The sequence below is a fragment of the Ensifer sp. SL37 genome (assembly GCF_026672675.1).
GTDB lineage: Bacteria > Pseudomonadota > Alphaproteobacteria > Rhizobiales > Rhizobiaceae > Ensifer > Ensifer adhaerens.
In genome coordinates this window covers 1,091,177-1,105,534 of the sequence record NZ_JAPPRN010000007.1, presented here as the reverse complement: position 1 = coordinate 1,105,534, position 14,358 = coordinate 1,091,177, and the positions used below count along the sequence as shown (strand labels likewise).

Sequence of the window (14,358 nt, the reverse complement as noted above, 5' to 3'; positions counted from 1 at the left end):
CCAAGTGCCGTCAATCTGTTGTGGAGGCCACGTCCGAACCGGCCAACGTCGACAGTTGCTCGGCGGTTTTCAGCAAAAGGGCGATGCTTTCAGTGATGTCTGGCGCCGAGGGCGCGTTGACGAGCGCGATATAGGGAACGGTCAGCGCCGCGATGCCGCGGCCATCAGGCCCCAGGATCGGCGCCGAGAGGTTATAGACGCCGGCTGTCTGCGCGCTCGCCATCATTTCATAGCCGCGCTCGCGGATCTGATCGAGGCGCGCGTAGAACTCAGGCCCGCGCGGGACCTCGTCTTTGCTCCTGGCATGTTCCGCGATCATCATTTCGCGCTCTTCGGCCGAGCGGAAGGCAAGCAGGATATGGCCGGAACCCGTGTCGAAGAGGCTGATATGCGACCCGACCCGGATCGAAATGCCCCAATAATCAGGCGCTTCCTGCTGGGCGATGACGACGGCGGAGCCGCGATCGAAGACGGCGAGGTGGTTTGCCTGCTTCGAGCGCTGGGCCAGATCCCGCATCAAGGGCGTGGCGTAGGAGGCAAGCCTGCGGACCGGCGCATGCAGTTGCGACAACCCGAAGAGCTTCAATGTCAGCGAATAGCGATCTCCGTCGATGCGCGTGACATAGCCGCGCCGCACCAGCCGATCGAGCATGCGGTAGAACTCGTTCGGACTCCGGTTCAGGCGCTTGGAAATCTCGGCCTGCGTCAGTCCGCCGTCGACGCTGGCGAGCAGCTCGAGAATGTCGAGCCCCTTATCAAGGGCCGGTGCGCGGTAGCGATCTGACTCTTCGGTGTCCATGAAGCCTCCTTGGTGAATATTCATATCCATATACGCAGACGAAGGCGCCCACAAAGGAAAGTTCTCCCTTGACGCTTCATAAAAATGTTGTTTGTATATGAATTAGTTGCTCACAAATGAGAACGTCGCGTCAGGAAGAGGGCGTGAACATGGGAGGAGTGGATATGAAAAGGCTGCTTGCCGGCGTCTCCGCCGGCGTCGTTATGCTTGCCTGTGCAGGGGGAGCGGCGAATGCCGCAGAACTGCCCGGCAAGTTCGAGGGCGTCACGATCGACGCCAAGCTGATCGGTGGACAGCAATACGAAAAGCTCTACGAGCGGATCGGCGAATGGGAGAAGGCGACCGGCGCCAAGGTCAACATCCTGTCGAAGAAGAACCACTTCGAACTCGACAAGGAGATCAAGTCGGACATCGCGACTGGCGGCGTCAGCTGGTGCGTCGGCTCGAACCATTCCTCCTTCGCGCCGCAATACCCCGACATCTACACTGATCTCCTGGCGCTCCTGCCGCCGGAGGAGATCGCCAAATTCGTGCCGGCGCTGATCGACGCTTCGACGCTCGACGGCAAGCTGGTGATGTTGCCGCGCGCCCAGTTCGACGTGTCGGCGCTCTACTACCAGAAGAGCCTCTACCAGGACGAAGCCAAGAAGACCGCCTTCAAGGCGAAATACGGTTACGACCTCGCGCCGCCGGACACCTGGGCCCAGGTCAGCGATCAGGCCGAGTTCTTCGCCGCCCCGCCGAATTTCTACGGCACGCAGTTTGCCGGTAAGGAAGAGGCAATCAACGGTCGCTTCTATGAAATGCTGGTCGCCGAAGGTGGCGAATATCTCGACAAGGACGGGCGCCCCGCCTTCAACTCGGAAGCCGGTGTCCATGCGCTTGACTGGTTCGTCAAGCTCTACAAGGACAAGGCCGTACCGCCGGGCACGACCAACTATCTTTGGGACGACCTCGGCCAGGGCTTTGCCTCGGGCTCGATCGCCCTCAACCTCGACTGGCCTGGCTGGGCGAGCTTCTTCAACGACCCGAAGTCCTCCAAGGTCGCCGGCAATGTCGGCGTGAAGGTGCAGCCGGCCGGTTCTTCCGGCAAGCGCACCGGCTGGTCGGGCCATCATGGCTTCTCGGTCACCGAAGATTGCGCCAACAAGGAAGCGGCCGCTTCGCTCGTCTGGTGGCTGACCAACGAGGACAGCCAGAAGCTGGAATCGGCTGCCGGCCCGTTGCCGACCCGGACTGCCGTCTGGGAATACAACATCAAGCAAGCCGAGGGCGACGCCTACAAGACGGAAGTGCTGCAGGCTTTCCAGGAAGCCGCAAAGCATGCCTTCCCGGTTCCGAAGACGGCCGAGTGGATCGAAATCTCCAACGCCGTCTATCCGGAACTCCAGGCCGCCATCCTCGGCGACAAGACGTCGAAGGAAGCGCTTGATGCCGCCGCTCAGAAAGCGACCGGCATTCTCGAAGACGCGGGCAAGCTCTGATCGTTACCCATGAGGCGGCGCCGATGCCTTGAAGGCGCCGGCGCCGCCTCAGCCATTTCATGCAATCCTCAGGACTGCCCGATGAAGCTCAAGAAATTGTCAGCACCGGCCCTGCTTCTGCTTCCGGCCTTTGTCGTGCTCGCGGCGGTGATCGTGTTGCCGCTCCTTTTTTCCTTCTATTCGAGCTTCACGCCGTTCCGCTTGACCAAACCGGAGACGCTGTGGGTCTTTGTCGGCCTGCGCAACTACGCGACCGTACTTGGCAACGCCGAATTCTGGGTCGCGTTTGGCCGCACCGTGCTGTTGCTGACTGTGGCTCTGAACGCCGAGATGCTCCTCGGTCTCGGCCTGGCTTTGCTTGTCAACAAGGCGACCCACGGCCAGCGCCTGCTGCGCACCATGATGATGTTTCCGATGATGTTTTCGCCCGTGCTCGTCGGCTTCCAGTTCAAGTTCCTCTTCAACGACAATATCGGCTTCGTCAACAATGCGCTGCAGTCGCTGGGACTGACGGATCAGGCAATTCCCTGGTTGATCGACGGCAATCTCGCACTGCTCTCGATCATCATCGCCGAAGTCTGGTCCTCGACCGCAGTCTTTGCGATCCTGATTCTGGCCGGCCTGCTCGCCATGCCGAAGGATCCGGTCGAGGCTGCCCATGTCGACGGCTGCACACCCTGGCAGACCTTCCGCTATGTCACCTGGCCCTATCTGATGCCGTTCGCCTTCATCGCCATGACGATCCGCTCTCTCGACGTCGCGCGCGCCTATGACATCGTCAAGATCATGACCGATGGCGGCCCGGCCAAGCGCACGGAGCTACTCTGGACGCTCGTCGGCCGCACAGCCTATGCCGATGCCCGCATGGGGCTCGCCAACGCCATGGCCTATGTCGCGATCCTCCTGTCGATCGTCTTCACCGTCTATTTCTTCCGCAAGCTCGCCGCGGCGCGCCAGCAGATCGGAGCCGAGTGGTAATGGATATCAACGCTTCGCACCGCCTGCGCCGCCGCCTGTTGAAGACGGTGCACCTGATCGGCCTGTTTCTCGCAATGGCCGTGATCTGCCTTCCCGGCCTCTGGATCGTGCTGTCGTCGCTGCGCCCGACCGTCGAAATCATGGCGAAACCACCGGTTTGGATCCCCGAGAGCATTTCGCTCGATGCCTATCGCGCCATGTTTGCGGGCGCCGGGCAGGGTGGCGTTCCCGTCTGGGACTATTTTCGCAATTCGCTGATCATCTCGGTGACCTCGACGGTGATTGCACTGGCGATCGGCATGGCCGGCGGCTACGCCTTTGCCCGCTATCGTTTCAAGGCGAAGTCGGCGATCTTCCTCGGCTTCATGCTGACGCGCGCCGTGCCTGGCATCGCGCTCTCGCTGCCGCTCTTCATGCTCTACGCCCGCACCGGTATCATCGACACGCATTTTTCGCTGATCCTGACCTATGTCGCGCTCAACGTGCCCTTCACCATCTGGCTGATCGACGGCTTCTTCCGCCAGGTGCCGAAGGATCTCGCCGAGGCCGCCCAGATAGACGGCTGCACGCCGTGGCAGGCCTTCTGGCAGGTGGAGTTTCCGCTTGCCGGTCCCGGCATCGCATCCGCCGGCATCTTTGCGTTCCTGACGTCCTGGAACGAGTATGCGCTTGCCTCGCAGATTACCCGCTCGGTCAATTCCAAGACCTTGCCGGTCGGGCTTCTCGACTACACCGCCGAATTCACCATCGACTGGCGCGGCATGTGTGCGCTCGCCGTCGTAATGATCATCCCGGCGCTGACCCTTACCTTCATCATTCAGAAGCACCTCGTTTCGGGCCTCACCTTCGGCGCGGTGAAAGGATAATCGTTCATGGCTCCTGTCACCCTCAGGAAACTGGTCAAGCGCTACGGCGCGCTCGAGGTCGTCCACGGCATCGACCTCGAAGTGAAGGACCGCGAGTTCATCGCGCTCGTCGGCCCGTCGGGCTGCGGCAAGTCGACAACGCTGCGCATGATCGCAGGCCTCGAAGACGTCAGCGATGGCGCGATCGAAATCGGCGGAAAGAAGGTCAACGACCTGCCACCTCGGGCGCGCAATATCTCCATGGTCTTCCAGTCCTATGCGCTCTATCCGCATATGACGGTCGCCGAAAACATGGGTTTTTCGCTGAAGATCGCCGGACGCTCGGCAGACGAGATCAAGACGCGGGTCGATGAAGCCGCTGCCATCCTCGATCTCGGCCATCTTCTGGAGCGTCGCCCGTCGCAGCTTTCCGGCGGCCAGCGCCAGCGCGTCGCCATGGGCCGCGCGATCGTGCGCCAGCCGGATGTCTTCCTGTTCGACGAACCTCTGTCGAACCTGGATGCGAAGCTGCGCACCCAGGTGCGAACCGAGATCAAGAAGCTGCATGCCCGCATGCAGGCGACGATGATCTACGTCACCCACGACCAGGTCGAGGCGATGACCTTGTCAGACCGCATCGTCATCATGCGTGATGGCTATATCGAACAAGTGGGCACGCCGGAAGAAGTGTTCCAGCGCCCGGCCACAAAGTTCGTGGCCGGCTTCAGCGGCTCGCCGCCGATGAACATGGACGAGGCGATCGTCGACAACGGTACGCTCGTCTTTGTAAGCGGCATGCGGCTGCCTATCCCGCCGCGGTTTGTGAACGCGCTCCGTCCGGGACAGAAGGTCACCTTCGGTCTGAGGCCTGACGACATCTATCCGAGCGGCCATGGTCTGCATGCCGGCGACCCGGCCGCCGTGCACGAGGTCGAGCTACCGGTGTCGATCACCGAACCGCTGGGTAATGAAACGCTGGTCTTCATCCAGTTCAACGGTCGAGACTGGGTTTCGCGCATGCTCAATCCGCGCCCGCTTGGCCCGGGCGAGAAGGTGCGCATGAGCTTCGACCTCTCGCGCGCCCACCTCTTCGACATCGATACCGGCAAGGCTCTGGAAGGCTGACATGGCAAGAATCGAGAAAATTGAACTGCGCATGGTCGACTTGCCGCCGAAGGTGAAGCGGACCGATGCGATCCAGAGCTTCGTCAGCCAGGAAACCCCGATCGTCACCATCACCGACAGCGATGGCGCGACGGGCACCGGCTACAGCTATACGATCGGTACGGGCGGTTCGTCGGTGATGCGGCTTCTCTCCGACCACCTGGTGCCGATCCTGATCGGCGAGGATGCCGATTGCATCGAGGCGATCTGGCACAGACTAGAATTTGCGACCCACGCGACGACGATCGGCCCGATAACGGCGCTGGCGCTGGCGGCAGTTGACACAGCACTTTGGGACCTGCGCGCCAAAAAGCAGAAGCTGCCGCTCTGGAAGCTTGCCGGCGGCGCCAAGGAAAGCTGCCCCCTCTACACCACCGAGGGCGGCTGGCTGCACATCGAAAAGGAAGCGCTGGTCGAGGACGCGCTTGCCGCCAAGGCCAAGGGCTTTTCAGGTTCGAAGGTGAAGATCGGCAAGCCGCACGGCTCGGAGGATTACGATCGCCTGTCGGCAATGCGCAAGGCGCTCGGCGACGGCTTCGAGATCATGACCGACTGCAACCAGGGTTTCACCGTCGACGAGGCGATCCGCCGCGCGTCCAGGCTGAAGGAGCTCGACCTTGCCTGGATCGAGGAGCCGCTGCCGGCCGACGATCTCGACGGCCATATCCGGCTGACGCGCTCGACGCCCACACCGATTGCGGTGGGTGAATCCATGTACTCGATCCGTCATTTCCGCGAATACATGCAGAAGGGCGCCTGCTCGATCGTCCAGGTCGACGTTGCCCGTATCGGCGGCATCACGCCGTGGTTGAAAGTCGCGCATGCGGCGGAAGCCTTCGACATTCCGGTCTGCCCGCACTTCCTGATGGAGCTGCATGTCAGCCTCGTCTGCGCCGTGCCGAACGGCAAATATGTTGAGTACATTCCGCAGCTCGATGATCTCACGACCAAGGGCATGGAGATCCGGAACGGTCGCGCATTGGCGCCGTCCGAGCCAGGCATCGGGATTTCCTGGGATTGGGATGCCGTGCGCGCCCGCTCGATCGACGAGTTTACCCGCGAGTTTCGGGGCTAGGATAGGGAGGTCATCATGCAGCGAATGGGAATGGTGATCGGTCTGGAGGCGTCCAAGGTCGCCGAATACAAGGCGTTGCACGCCGCCGTCTGGCCGGAGATCCTCGCGCTGATTTCGCAGTGCAACGTTACCAACTACTCGATCTTCCTCAAGGAGCCGGAAAACCTGCTCTTCGGCTACTGGGAGTATGTCGGCTCTGATTTTGAGGCGGACATGGCCAAGATGGCCGCACATCCGAAGAACCAGGAATGGTGGTCGGTCTGTATGCCCTGCCAGAAGCCGCTTGAGACGCGCCAGGAAGGCGAGTGGTGGGCGATGATGGAAGAGGTCTTCCATCACGACGGCAAGGTCTCCCACAATGGCTGAAAATTTCGATCCGGGCGCGCTCAGGCAGTGGTGGCCGAAACCGGCAAAGCCCCGGCCGATCGTGATCTTCGGCGCCGGCAGCATCGTCGGCGACGCACATCTGCCGGCTTATCGCCAGGCCGGCTTCCCAGTCGCGGGCCTTTATGATCCAGACCGGGAGAAGGCCGCGAAGCTTGCCGGCGCCTGGCGCATTCCCGCCTTCGAACGGGAAGAGGATGCGCTTGCGGTCGCTGATGCAATCTTTGATCTGGCGACCCCGCCGGCGGCCCATGCCGCCATCCTGGCGAAGCTTCCGATCGGCGCCGCTGCCCTCATCCAGAAGCCGATGGGCTCGGACCTTGAAGCCGCGACCGCCATTCTCGAGCTCTGCCGGACGCGCAAACTGAAGGCGGCGGTCAATTTCCAGCTCCGCTTCGCGCCGATCATGCTGGCGCTGAAAGACGCGATCGCGAAGGGATACCTCGGCGAGGTCGTCGATTTCGACGCCTGGCTTGCACTCTCCACCCCCTGGGGCTTTTGGCCGTTCTTGAAAGGCTTGCCGCGCATCGAGATCGCCATGCACTCGATCCATTATCTGGATCTCGTGCGCGGCCTGCTCGGCAACCCCTTGGGCGTCCATGCGAAGACGATCGGCCATCCGAACCATGAGGTTGCCCAGACACGGACGGCTGCGATCCTCGACTATGGTGATCGAGTGCGCTGCGTGCTCTCGATCAATCACGACCATGATTTCGGCCGTAAGTTCCAGGCCTGCGAGTTCCGCATCTCGGGCACGTCGGGTGCTGCTTATGTGAAACTCGGTGTCAACCTCGACTATCCCAAGGGCGAGCCCGACGAGCTCTGGATCCGGCCAACCGGGGCTGTCGAGTGGGTGTCGGTTCCGCTTGAAGGCGCCTGGTTCCCCGACGCCTTCGCCAACCGAATGGCCAATCTGCAGCGTTTCGCCTCCGGCGAAGACCCGGAGCTGATCGGCTCGGTGGAAGACGCCTGGCAGACAATGGCTCTCGTCGAGGCCGCCTATCAATCGAGTGCGTCGCCGGCAACGGCGATCGCGCCACTTCCGGGACGCTGAGATGTCGGAACAGATCATCCATTTCGAAGACTACCAGTTGGGGCATGAGCGCCTGACGACGGGCCGGACGATCACCGAGACCGATTTCGTCGTCCATGCCGGCCACACCGGCGATTTCTTTCCGCACCACATGGATGCGGAGTTCGCCAAGACCCTGCCGGGGGGGCAGCGCATCGCCCACGGCACCATGATCTTCTCGATCGGCGTCGGCCTTACGGCATCGCTGATCAATCCGGTTGCCTTTTCCTACGGCTATGATCGTCTGCGCTTCGTGCGCCCGGTTCATATCGGCGATACGATCCGTACCCGCGTGACGATCGCCGCCAAAGAGGACGATCCGAAGCGGCCGAAGGCGGGACGCATCGTCGAACGGTTAGAAGTCATCAACCAGCGTGGCGAGGTCGTTCTCGCCGCCGACCATATCCTGGTCGTTGAACGCAAAGCATGAGGGATCGAGAATGACAGCGGATCTTAAAGGCAAGGTCGTCCTGATTACGGCTGCGGCTCAAGGCATCGGCCGCGCTTCGGCTTTGGCCTTTGTGAAGGCCGGCGCAAAGGTGCACGCGACCGATATCAATACCGATGCGCTTGCGGCACTTGTAAAGGAAGCCGACGTCGAAACGCACCGGCTCGACGTTCTCGACACGCAAGCGGTCGAAGCGCTCGTGGCAGAGATCGGCGCCGTCGACGTCCTCTTCAACTGCGCCGGTTTCGTGCATGCCGGTTCGATCCTGGAGATGAAGGATAGCGATCTGGAGTTCGCGCTCGACCTCAACGTCAAGGCGATGATCCGTACCATTCGTGCGGTCCTTCCGGGCATGCTTGTCCGCAAGGACGGCGCGATCATCAACATGGCTTCGGTCGCTTCCAGCATCAAGGGCGTACCCAACCGGTTTGCCTACGGCGTCACCAAGGCCGCCGTCATCGGTCTCACAAAGGCCGTCGCAGCCGATTACGTGTCTGAGGGCGTTCGCTGCAACGCCATTTGCCCGGGCACCGTCGAAAGCCCGTCGCTGCAGGACCGCATGCGCGCCCAGGGAGACTATGAAACTGCGCGTGCCGCCTTTATCGCCCGCCAGCCAATGGGACGGCTCGGCACCCCGGAAGAGATCGCCGACCTTGCCGTCCATCTCGCGGGCGCCACCTATACGACCGGCCAGGCCTATGCCATCGATGGCGGCTGGACCATCTGACAACAGACAAGCAGGAAGCAGAGATATGAAACTTCTTCGTTACGGCCTCCCGGGCCAGGAAAAGCCGGGCATCCTCGATGCGAACGGCACCTTGCGTGATCTTTCCGGCCACGTCGCCGATTTCTCAGGTGCGGCGCTCGACCCGGACAAACTCGCCGAACTCGAGGCACTCGATCTCGCCGGCCTTCCGGCTGTCGACGGCAACCAGCGGCTCGGCCCTTGCGTGGCCGGTACCGGCAAGTTCATCTGCATCGGCCTCAACTACTCCGACCATGCCGCCGAGACGGGCGCCACGGTTCCCTCCGAACCGATCATCTTCATGAAGGCGACGTCGGCGATCGTTGGCCCGAATGACGACCTGATCATTCCGCGCGGCTCGGAGAAGACCGACTGGGAAGTGGAACTCGGCGTCGTCATCGGCCGCAAGGCCAAGTACGTCACCGAGGCGGAAGCACTCGACTATGTCGCCGGCTACTGCACCGTGCACGACGTCTCCGAACGCGCCTTCCAGATCGAGCGCCAGGGACAGTGGACCAAGGGCAAGTCCTGCGACACCTTTGGTCCGACAGGCCCGTGGCTGGTGACCAAGGACGAAGTGGCGGACCCGCAGAACCTGCCGATGTGGCTGAAGGTCAACGGCGAAACCATGCAGAACGGCTCGTCGAAGACCATGGTCTATGGCGTTGCCTACCTCGTCTCCTACCTGTCGCAGTTCATGTCGCTGCAGCCGGGCGACATCATCTCGACCGGCACGCCGCCCGGCGTCGGCATGGGCATGAAGCCGCCGCGTTACCTTAAGGCCGGCGACGTCGTCGAACTCGGCATCGAGGGCCTCGGCAGCCAGAAGCAGTCCGTGCGCGCGGACGATTGATCATAAGACTGGAGTGACCATGACCCGCATCACTGATCTGCGCGTCTTCGACCTGCGCTTTCCGACCTCGCAGAGCCTCGACGGTTCCGACGCGATGAACCCGGACCCGGACTATTCCGCGGCCTATGTCATCCTCGACACCGATCGGGAGGGACTTGCGGGCCATGGTCTCACCTTCACCATCGGCCGCGGCAACGACATTTGCTGCATGGCGATCAAGGCCATGCGGCATCTGATCGTCGGCCAGGAGACATCAGACATTCTCGCCCATCCCGGCCGGTTCTGGCGGCACCTGACCAGCGACAGCCAGCTGCGCTGGATCGGTCCGGAGAAAGGTGCGATGCATCTGGCGACCGGCGCCGTCGTCAACGCCGTCTGGGACCTGCTTGCCAAGGAGGCGGGCAAGCCCGTCTGGCGGCTGGTCGCCGACATGTCGCCGGAAGAGATCGCCGACATCGTCGACTACCGCTACATGACGGACGTGCTGACGCGTGACGAGGCGGTCGCCATCCTCAGCAGGGCCGAACCCGGCAAGGCTCAGCGCATCGCGACGCTCGAGAATGAAGGTTATGCCTGCTACACGACATCGGCCGGCTGGCTCGGTTATGACGACGATAAGCTCCGGCGTCTCGCCCAGGAGGCGATCGACGAAGGTTTCAACCACATCAAGATGAAGGTCGGCCGCGACCTTGCCGACGACATCAGGCGACTGACAATCGCGCGCGAGGTGATCGGCCCGGACCGCTACTTGATGATCGACGCCAACCAGGTCTGGGAGGTTGGCGAGGCGATCGACTGGGTCAAGCAGCTTGCCTTTGCCAAGCCGTTCTTCATCGAAGAGCCGACGAGCCCCGACGATGTTGCCGGCCATCGCAAGATCCGCGAGGCGATCGGTCCGGTGAAGGTCGCGACCGGGGAGATGTGCCAGAACCGCATCATGTTCAAGCAGTTCATCGCCGAAGGCGCGATCGATATCGTCCAGATCGACAGTTGCCGCATGGGCGGCCTCAACGAGGTGCTGGCGGTGCTGCTCGTTGCCGCCAAATACGGACTGCCGGTCTGGCCGCATGCCGGCGGCGTCGGCCTTTGCGAATATGTCCAACACCTGTCGATGATCGATTATATTGCCGTATCCGGAACGAAGGATGGTCGCGTCATCGAATATGTCGACCATCTGCACGAACACTTCCTCGACCCCTGCGTGATCGCGAACGCCGCCTATATGCCGCCACAGCGGCCCGGGTTCTCGATCGAGATGAAGCCGCAGTCGATCGCCGACTACAGGTTCGGCGGTTAACGCAGAAGGTTTTATATAAGAATAACGGCTTCAAGATTCAAAAGCCGGAGCGATATAGAGCCGCTCCGGCTTTGTTGTTTCGTCCGATCATCGGTCAATTTCGGCGCCCAGCCCTTGACGTGATGCGTTCATTTATGAATGATCTATTCATTCATTGTGAATTCCGGAGGGGAGTCCGGGAAGAGGAGGAAATTGATGAAGACCTTTGTTCTGGCTGCAGCCGTGGCTGCGCTGTCCTTTTGCGCCGTCGCCAACGCGCAGGAATACAGCCTGAGGTTCTCGACCTCGCAGGTGAATCCGAACGAGCCGATCGTCAAAGCCATGAAAACCTATGCCGAGCGTGTCGGCGAACGTTCGGGTGGCCGCATCGCCATCACGGTCATGACCGGCGACCAGCTCGGCGCGCAGAAGAAGGTCAACGAGATGGTCATGAGCGGCGCAAGTCTGCTCAGCGCCACCGACTATGGCCAGCTCGGCCAGTTCGTCCCGGATCTCTCCATTCTGGCCGGCCCCTATGTCTACCCCGATCTGGCGGCGACCGACCGTCTCTTCGCGTCGGACCTCTACAAGGAGCTCTCGGGCAAGCTTGAGGCGCAGGGCATCAAAATCATCATGCCGAACGGCCTCTTCGGTTATCGCCACATCATCGCCAACAAGCCGGTTCGCTCGCCGGCCGATCTCGCCGGCGTCACCATCCGCGTGCCTTCGTCGCCGATCATGATGGCGACCTTCGGCAATTATGGCGCACGGCCGACCGAACTGCCCTGGGGCGACGTCTACAACGCGCTTCAGACCGGCGTCGTCGATGCGGCCGAAGGCCCCTTCGGTTCGATCGCCGGCGCCAAGCTGAACGAAACCCGCAAGGTCATCTCCAAAACCGGCCACCAGATCATGTTCACCGCCTGGGTGGCATCGAGCCAATTCTTCAACGGCCTGCCGGAAGACCTGCAGAAAATCCTGCTCGAGGAAGGCCAGACGATCGCCAAGGAGCTGACCGAAATGACGCTCGAAACGGATGACGCCTACGCCAAGCAGCTTGCGGCTTCCGGCGTCGAGATCGTCACCGACATCGACATCCCGGCCTTTATCGAAGCCTCGCGCGCTGCCTACGAGAAAGTGCCAAACATCACGCCTGGCGTGTACGACCAGGTGCAAAGGGCGATGGCGCAGTAAGCAGGCAATTGCACGACGCGGCGATAGAGACGCCGCGTCGTGCTGGCGTCGGGCGCGTTCAGGATGCCGCGACAGAAAACCATCAGGCCGGCCCAAGCGCCGGCCCTGTTCCGCCTTTCAAAATGATTGGGGCCATCATGGAAACCTCACCTTCGCCGGAAGAGACCGCTCCTCTCTTCAGCCTGCGGCGCGCCGATGAAGCGGTCGGCGTTGCCGCCCTTCTCGTCATCGTCTTTTCGATCCTCTGGGGTGTCGTCAGCCGCTACATCTTCCCGCAGCCGGCTGCCTGGACCTACGAGCTGGCGATCATGGCTTTTGCCTACCTCGTGTTCTTCGGCGCCGTCGCCGGTGTTCGTCTCGGCACGCATGCGGCGATCGATGTCCTCGTCGCGGCGCTACCCAACGGCTGGCAGCAGGCGATCGCCTGGTTCAACTACCTGCTGCTGGCGCTATTCTTCATCGTCATGACCGTTCTCTTCGGCTGGCAGGCCTGGACTTCGCGGCACGTGCACACGATCGCGATGGATCTGTCTCGCAGCCTTTCCTACGGGCCGCTGGCGCTGGCTTCGGCCGGCATGTTCGTCCAGCACCTGATCGTCGAAAGGCCATGGACCGTTCGCCTGCACCGCAATGTGGAATCGCTGATATGACCCTTTTTCATCTTGCCGGCCCCTCGCTGCTGGTCGTCGTCCTCTTCCTCCTGTCGACGCCGATCACCTGGGCGATGGCGATCGGGGCGCTTGCCTTCTTCTTCATCAACATGGACATGATCCCGCTTGCCAACTTCGCACAGGAGATGGCCGAGGGCAGCCAGTCCGTGTCACTGCTGGCATTGCCGCTCTTCGTGCTTGCCGGCTGCATCATGAATGCATCGGGCATCACCCGGCGCCTGCTGACGCTCGCCGACGTGCTGGTCGGCCACATGACCGGCGCACTGGCGCAGATGTGTACGGTGCTCGGCACGCTTCTCGGCGGCCTGACAGCGTCTGCCAACGCCGACGCTGCGATGCTCGCAAAGACGCTCGGCGTCGAGATGTCGGAACGGGGCTATAGCCGTGCCTTCGCCGCGGTCATCACCTCGTCGGCGGCGATCATTACCAGCCTGATCCCGCCTTCGATCGGTCTCATCGTCTACGGCTTCCTCGCCGAAACCTCGATCGGCCGACTGTTTGCTGCAGGCGTCGTTCCCGGCCTCGTGCTTGCGGCAGGTCTGATGGTCACCACTTATTTCATCGCCCGCAAGCGTGGCTACAAGCCGCTCCGCAAGGAACGCGCCAGCAGGGCGGAGGCGAGCCGGGCGCTGATCGACGGCCTTTGGGCGCTGTCGATCCCGGTCGTCATCTTCGCCGGCACGCGCTACGGCATCTTCACCACCACGGAGGCCGGGGCGGTTGTCGTCGTCTATGTGCTCTTCGTCGCCATCTTCGGATACCGCGAGTTCACCTTCCGGCAAATCCCGGAGGTCCTGGCAGAAGCGGTGCGCGATTCCGCCGTGGTGATGATCATGATCTGCGCGGCCGCCTCCTTCGGCTTTTATCTCGCCTGGGAACAGGTGCCGCAGGCCATGTCCGGCTGGCTAGGTGACGCGACAGACAACCCGCTCCTCATGCTGCTCCTGATCAACGTTCTCCTCATCGTCATCGGCACGGCGATCGAAGGCTCGGCGGCGCTCATCATCCTCACCCCGATGCTGATCCCGATCATCGACGGCGTCGGTATCGACCGGGTGCATTTCGGCGTCGTCTTCATCACCAACCTGACGATCGCCGGCATCACGCCGCCGGTCGGTGGCCTGATGTACATCTCGTCGATGGTGTTGAAGGTACCGATGATGGCCTATGCGCGGGAGGTCCTGCCTTATCTCGCAATGATGATGGTGCTGCTGGTGATGCTCAGCATGTTTCCGCAGCTCTCGCTGTGGCTGCCGAACCTCGTCTACGGAACCGCGGCGGTTCAGTAGCGCGATCCAGAGCGGCTCCGGCGGCCTTTGACTTGGGCGCCGGACTAAGCCCTGGCACGTCGCTCCGACCCACCGTTGCGA

The 14,358-nt window shown here is 62.1% G+C and carries 15 protein-coding genes; 14 read left to right on the top strand and 1 reads right to left on the bottom strand.

The genetic code is table 11. The annotated features are described in order from the left end of the window. Positions 1-10 precede the first annotated feature (10 nt). Positions 11-799, bottom strand: a complete 789-nt coding sequence (locus OVA00_RS37415; protein WP_034796531.1) for an IclR family transcriptional regulator — start codon at positions 797-799, stop codon at positions 11-13. Positions 800-963: 164 nt separating this feature from the next. Here OVA00_RS37415 and OVA00_RS37410 point away from each other — a divergent pair, with 164 nt between their 5' ends. The 14 genes from OVA00_RS37410 (at position 964) to OVA00_RS37345 (ending at position 14,277) form a co-directional block, all read left to right on the top strand. After that, complete coding sequence (locus OVA00_RS37410) at positions 964-2,283, top strand: extracellular solute-binding protein (RefSeq protein ID WP_034796434.1); 1,320 nt, start codon at positions 964-966, stop codon at positions 2,281-2,283. Positions 2,284-2,364: 81 nt separating this feature from the next. Next, the gene (locus OVA00_RS37405; RefSeq protein ID WP_034796432.1) at positions 2,365-3,261 is read left to right on the top strand and encodes a carbohydrate ABC transporter permease; all 897 of its coding nucleotides are present in this window, start codon (positions 2,365-2,367) and stop codon (positions 3,259-3,261) included. Beyond that, on the top strand, positions 3,261-4,127 hold the full coding sequence (locus OVA00_RS37400) for a carbohydrate ABC transporter permease (protein ID WP_034796430.1): 867 nt from the start codon (positions 3,261-3,263) through the stop codon (positions 4,125-4,127). Before OVA00_RS37405 ends, OVA00_RS37400 begins: the two co-directional genes overlap by 1 nt. Before the next feature lie 6 nt (positions 4,128-4,133). After that, entirely contained in the window at positions 4,134-5,231 is a 1,098-nt protein-coding gene (locus OVA00_RS37395; RefSeq protein WP_268090923.1) for an ABC transporter ATP-binding protein, read from the top strand. Position 5,232: 1 nt separating this feature from the next. Beyond that, on the top strand, positions 5,233-6,345 hold the full coding sequence (locus tag OVA00_RS37390) for a mandelate racemase/muconate lactonizing enzyme family protein (protein WP_060580716.1): 1,113 nt from the start codon (positions 5,233-5,235) through the stop codon (positions 6,343-6,345). Positions 6,346-6,360: 15 nt separating this feature from the next. Then, the gene (locus tag OVA00_RS37385; RefSeq protein WP_089045106.1) at positions 6,361-6,711 is read left to right on the top strand and encodes an L-rhamnose mutarotase; all 351 of its coding nucleotides are present in this window, start codon (positions 6,361-6,363) and stop codon (positions 6,709-6,711) included. Next, on the top strand, positions 6,704-7,783 hold the full coding sequence (locus tag OVA00_RS37380; protein WP_089045105.1) for a Gfo/Idh/MocA family protein: 1,080 nt from the start codon (positions 6,704-6,706) through the stop codon (positions 7,781-7,783). The genes OVA00_RS37385 and OVA00_RS37380 overlap by 8 nt, the downstream gene beginning before the upstream one ends. Position 7,784: 1 nt before the next feature. Beyond that, positions 7,785-8,231 carry a MaoC/PaaZ C-terminal domain-containing protein gene (locus OVA00_RS37375; RefSeq protein ID WP_060517920.1) on the top strand — a complete coding sequence of 149 codons (447 nt, stop codon included), beginning with the start codon at positions 7,785-7,787 and terminating at the stop codon, positions 8,229-8,231. Positions 8,232-8,241: 10 nt separating this feature from the next. Next, a complete protein-coding gene (locus tag OVA00_RS37370; protein WP_192493898.1) occupies positions 8,242-8,976 on the top strand; it encodes an SDR family oxidoreductase in 735 nt (244 codons plus the stop codon). 25 nt (positions 8,977-9,001) lie between these two features. Then, complete coding sequence (locus OVA00_RS37365; RefSeq protein WP_034796416.1) at positions 9,002-9,847, top strand: fumarylacetoacetate hydrolase family protein; 846 nt, start codon at positions 9,002-9,004, stop codon at positions 9,845-9,847. Positions 9,848-9,866: 19 nt separating this feature from the next. Then, the gene (locus OVA00_RS37360; RefSeq protein WP_089045104.1) at positions 9,867-11,144 is read left to right on the top strand and encodes an L-fuconate dehydratase; all 1,278 of its coding nucleotides are present in this window, start codon (positions 9,867-9,869) and stop codon (positions 11,142-11,144) included. A gap of 195 nt (positions 11,145-11,339) precedes the next feature. Then, positions 11,340-12,317 carry a C4-dicarboxylate TRAP transporter substrate-binding protein gene (locus OVA00_RS37355; RefSeq protein WP_060517914.1) on the top strand — a complete coding sequence of 326 codons (978 nt, stop codon included), beginning with the start codon at positions 11,340-11,342 and terminating at the stop codon, positions 12,315-12,317. Positions 12,318-12,454: 137 nt separating this feature from the next. Continuing rightward, a complete protein-coding gene (locus OVA00_RS37350; RefSeq protein ID WP_060518088.1) occupies positions 12,455-12,967 on the top strand; it encodes a TRAP transporter small permease in 513 nt (170 codons plus the stop codon). Next, positions 12,964-14,277, top strand: coding sequence for a TRAP transporter large permease (locus tag OVA00_RS37345; protein ID WP_060603769.1), 1,314 nt, complete (start codon positions 12,964-12,966; stop codon positions 14,275-14,277). The genes OVA00_RS37350 and OVA00_RS37345 overlap by 4 nt, the downstream gene beginning before the upstream one ends. The last annotated feature ends 81 nt before the right edge of the window (positions 14,278-14,358 follow it).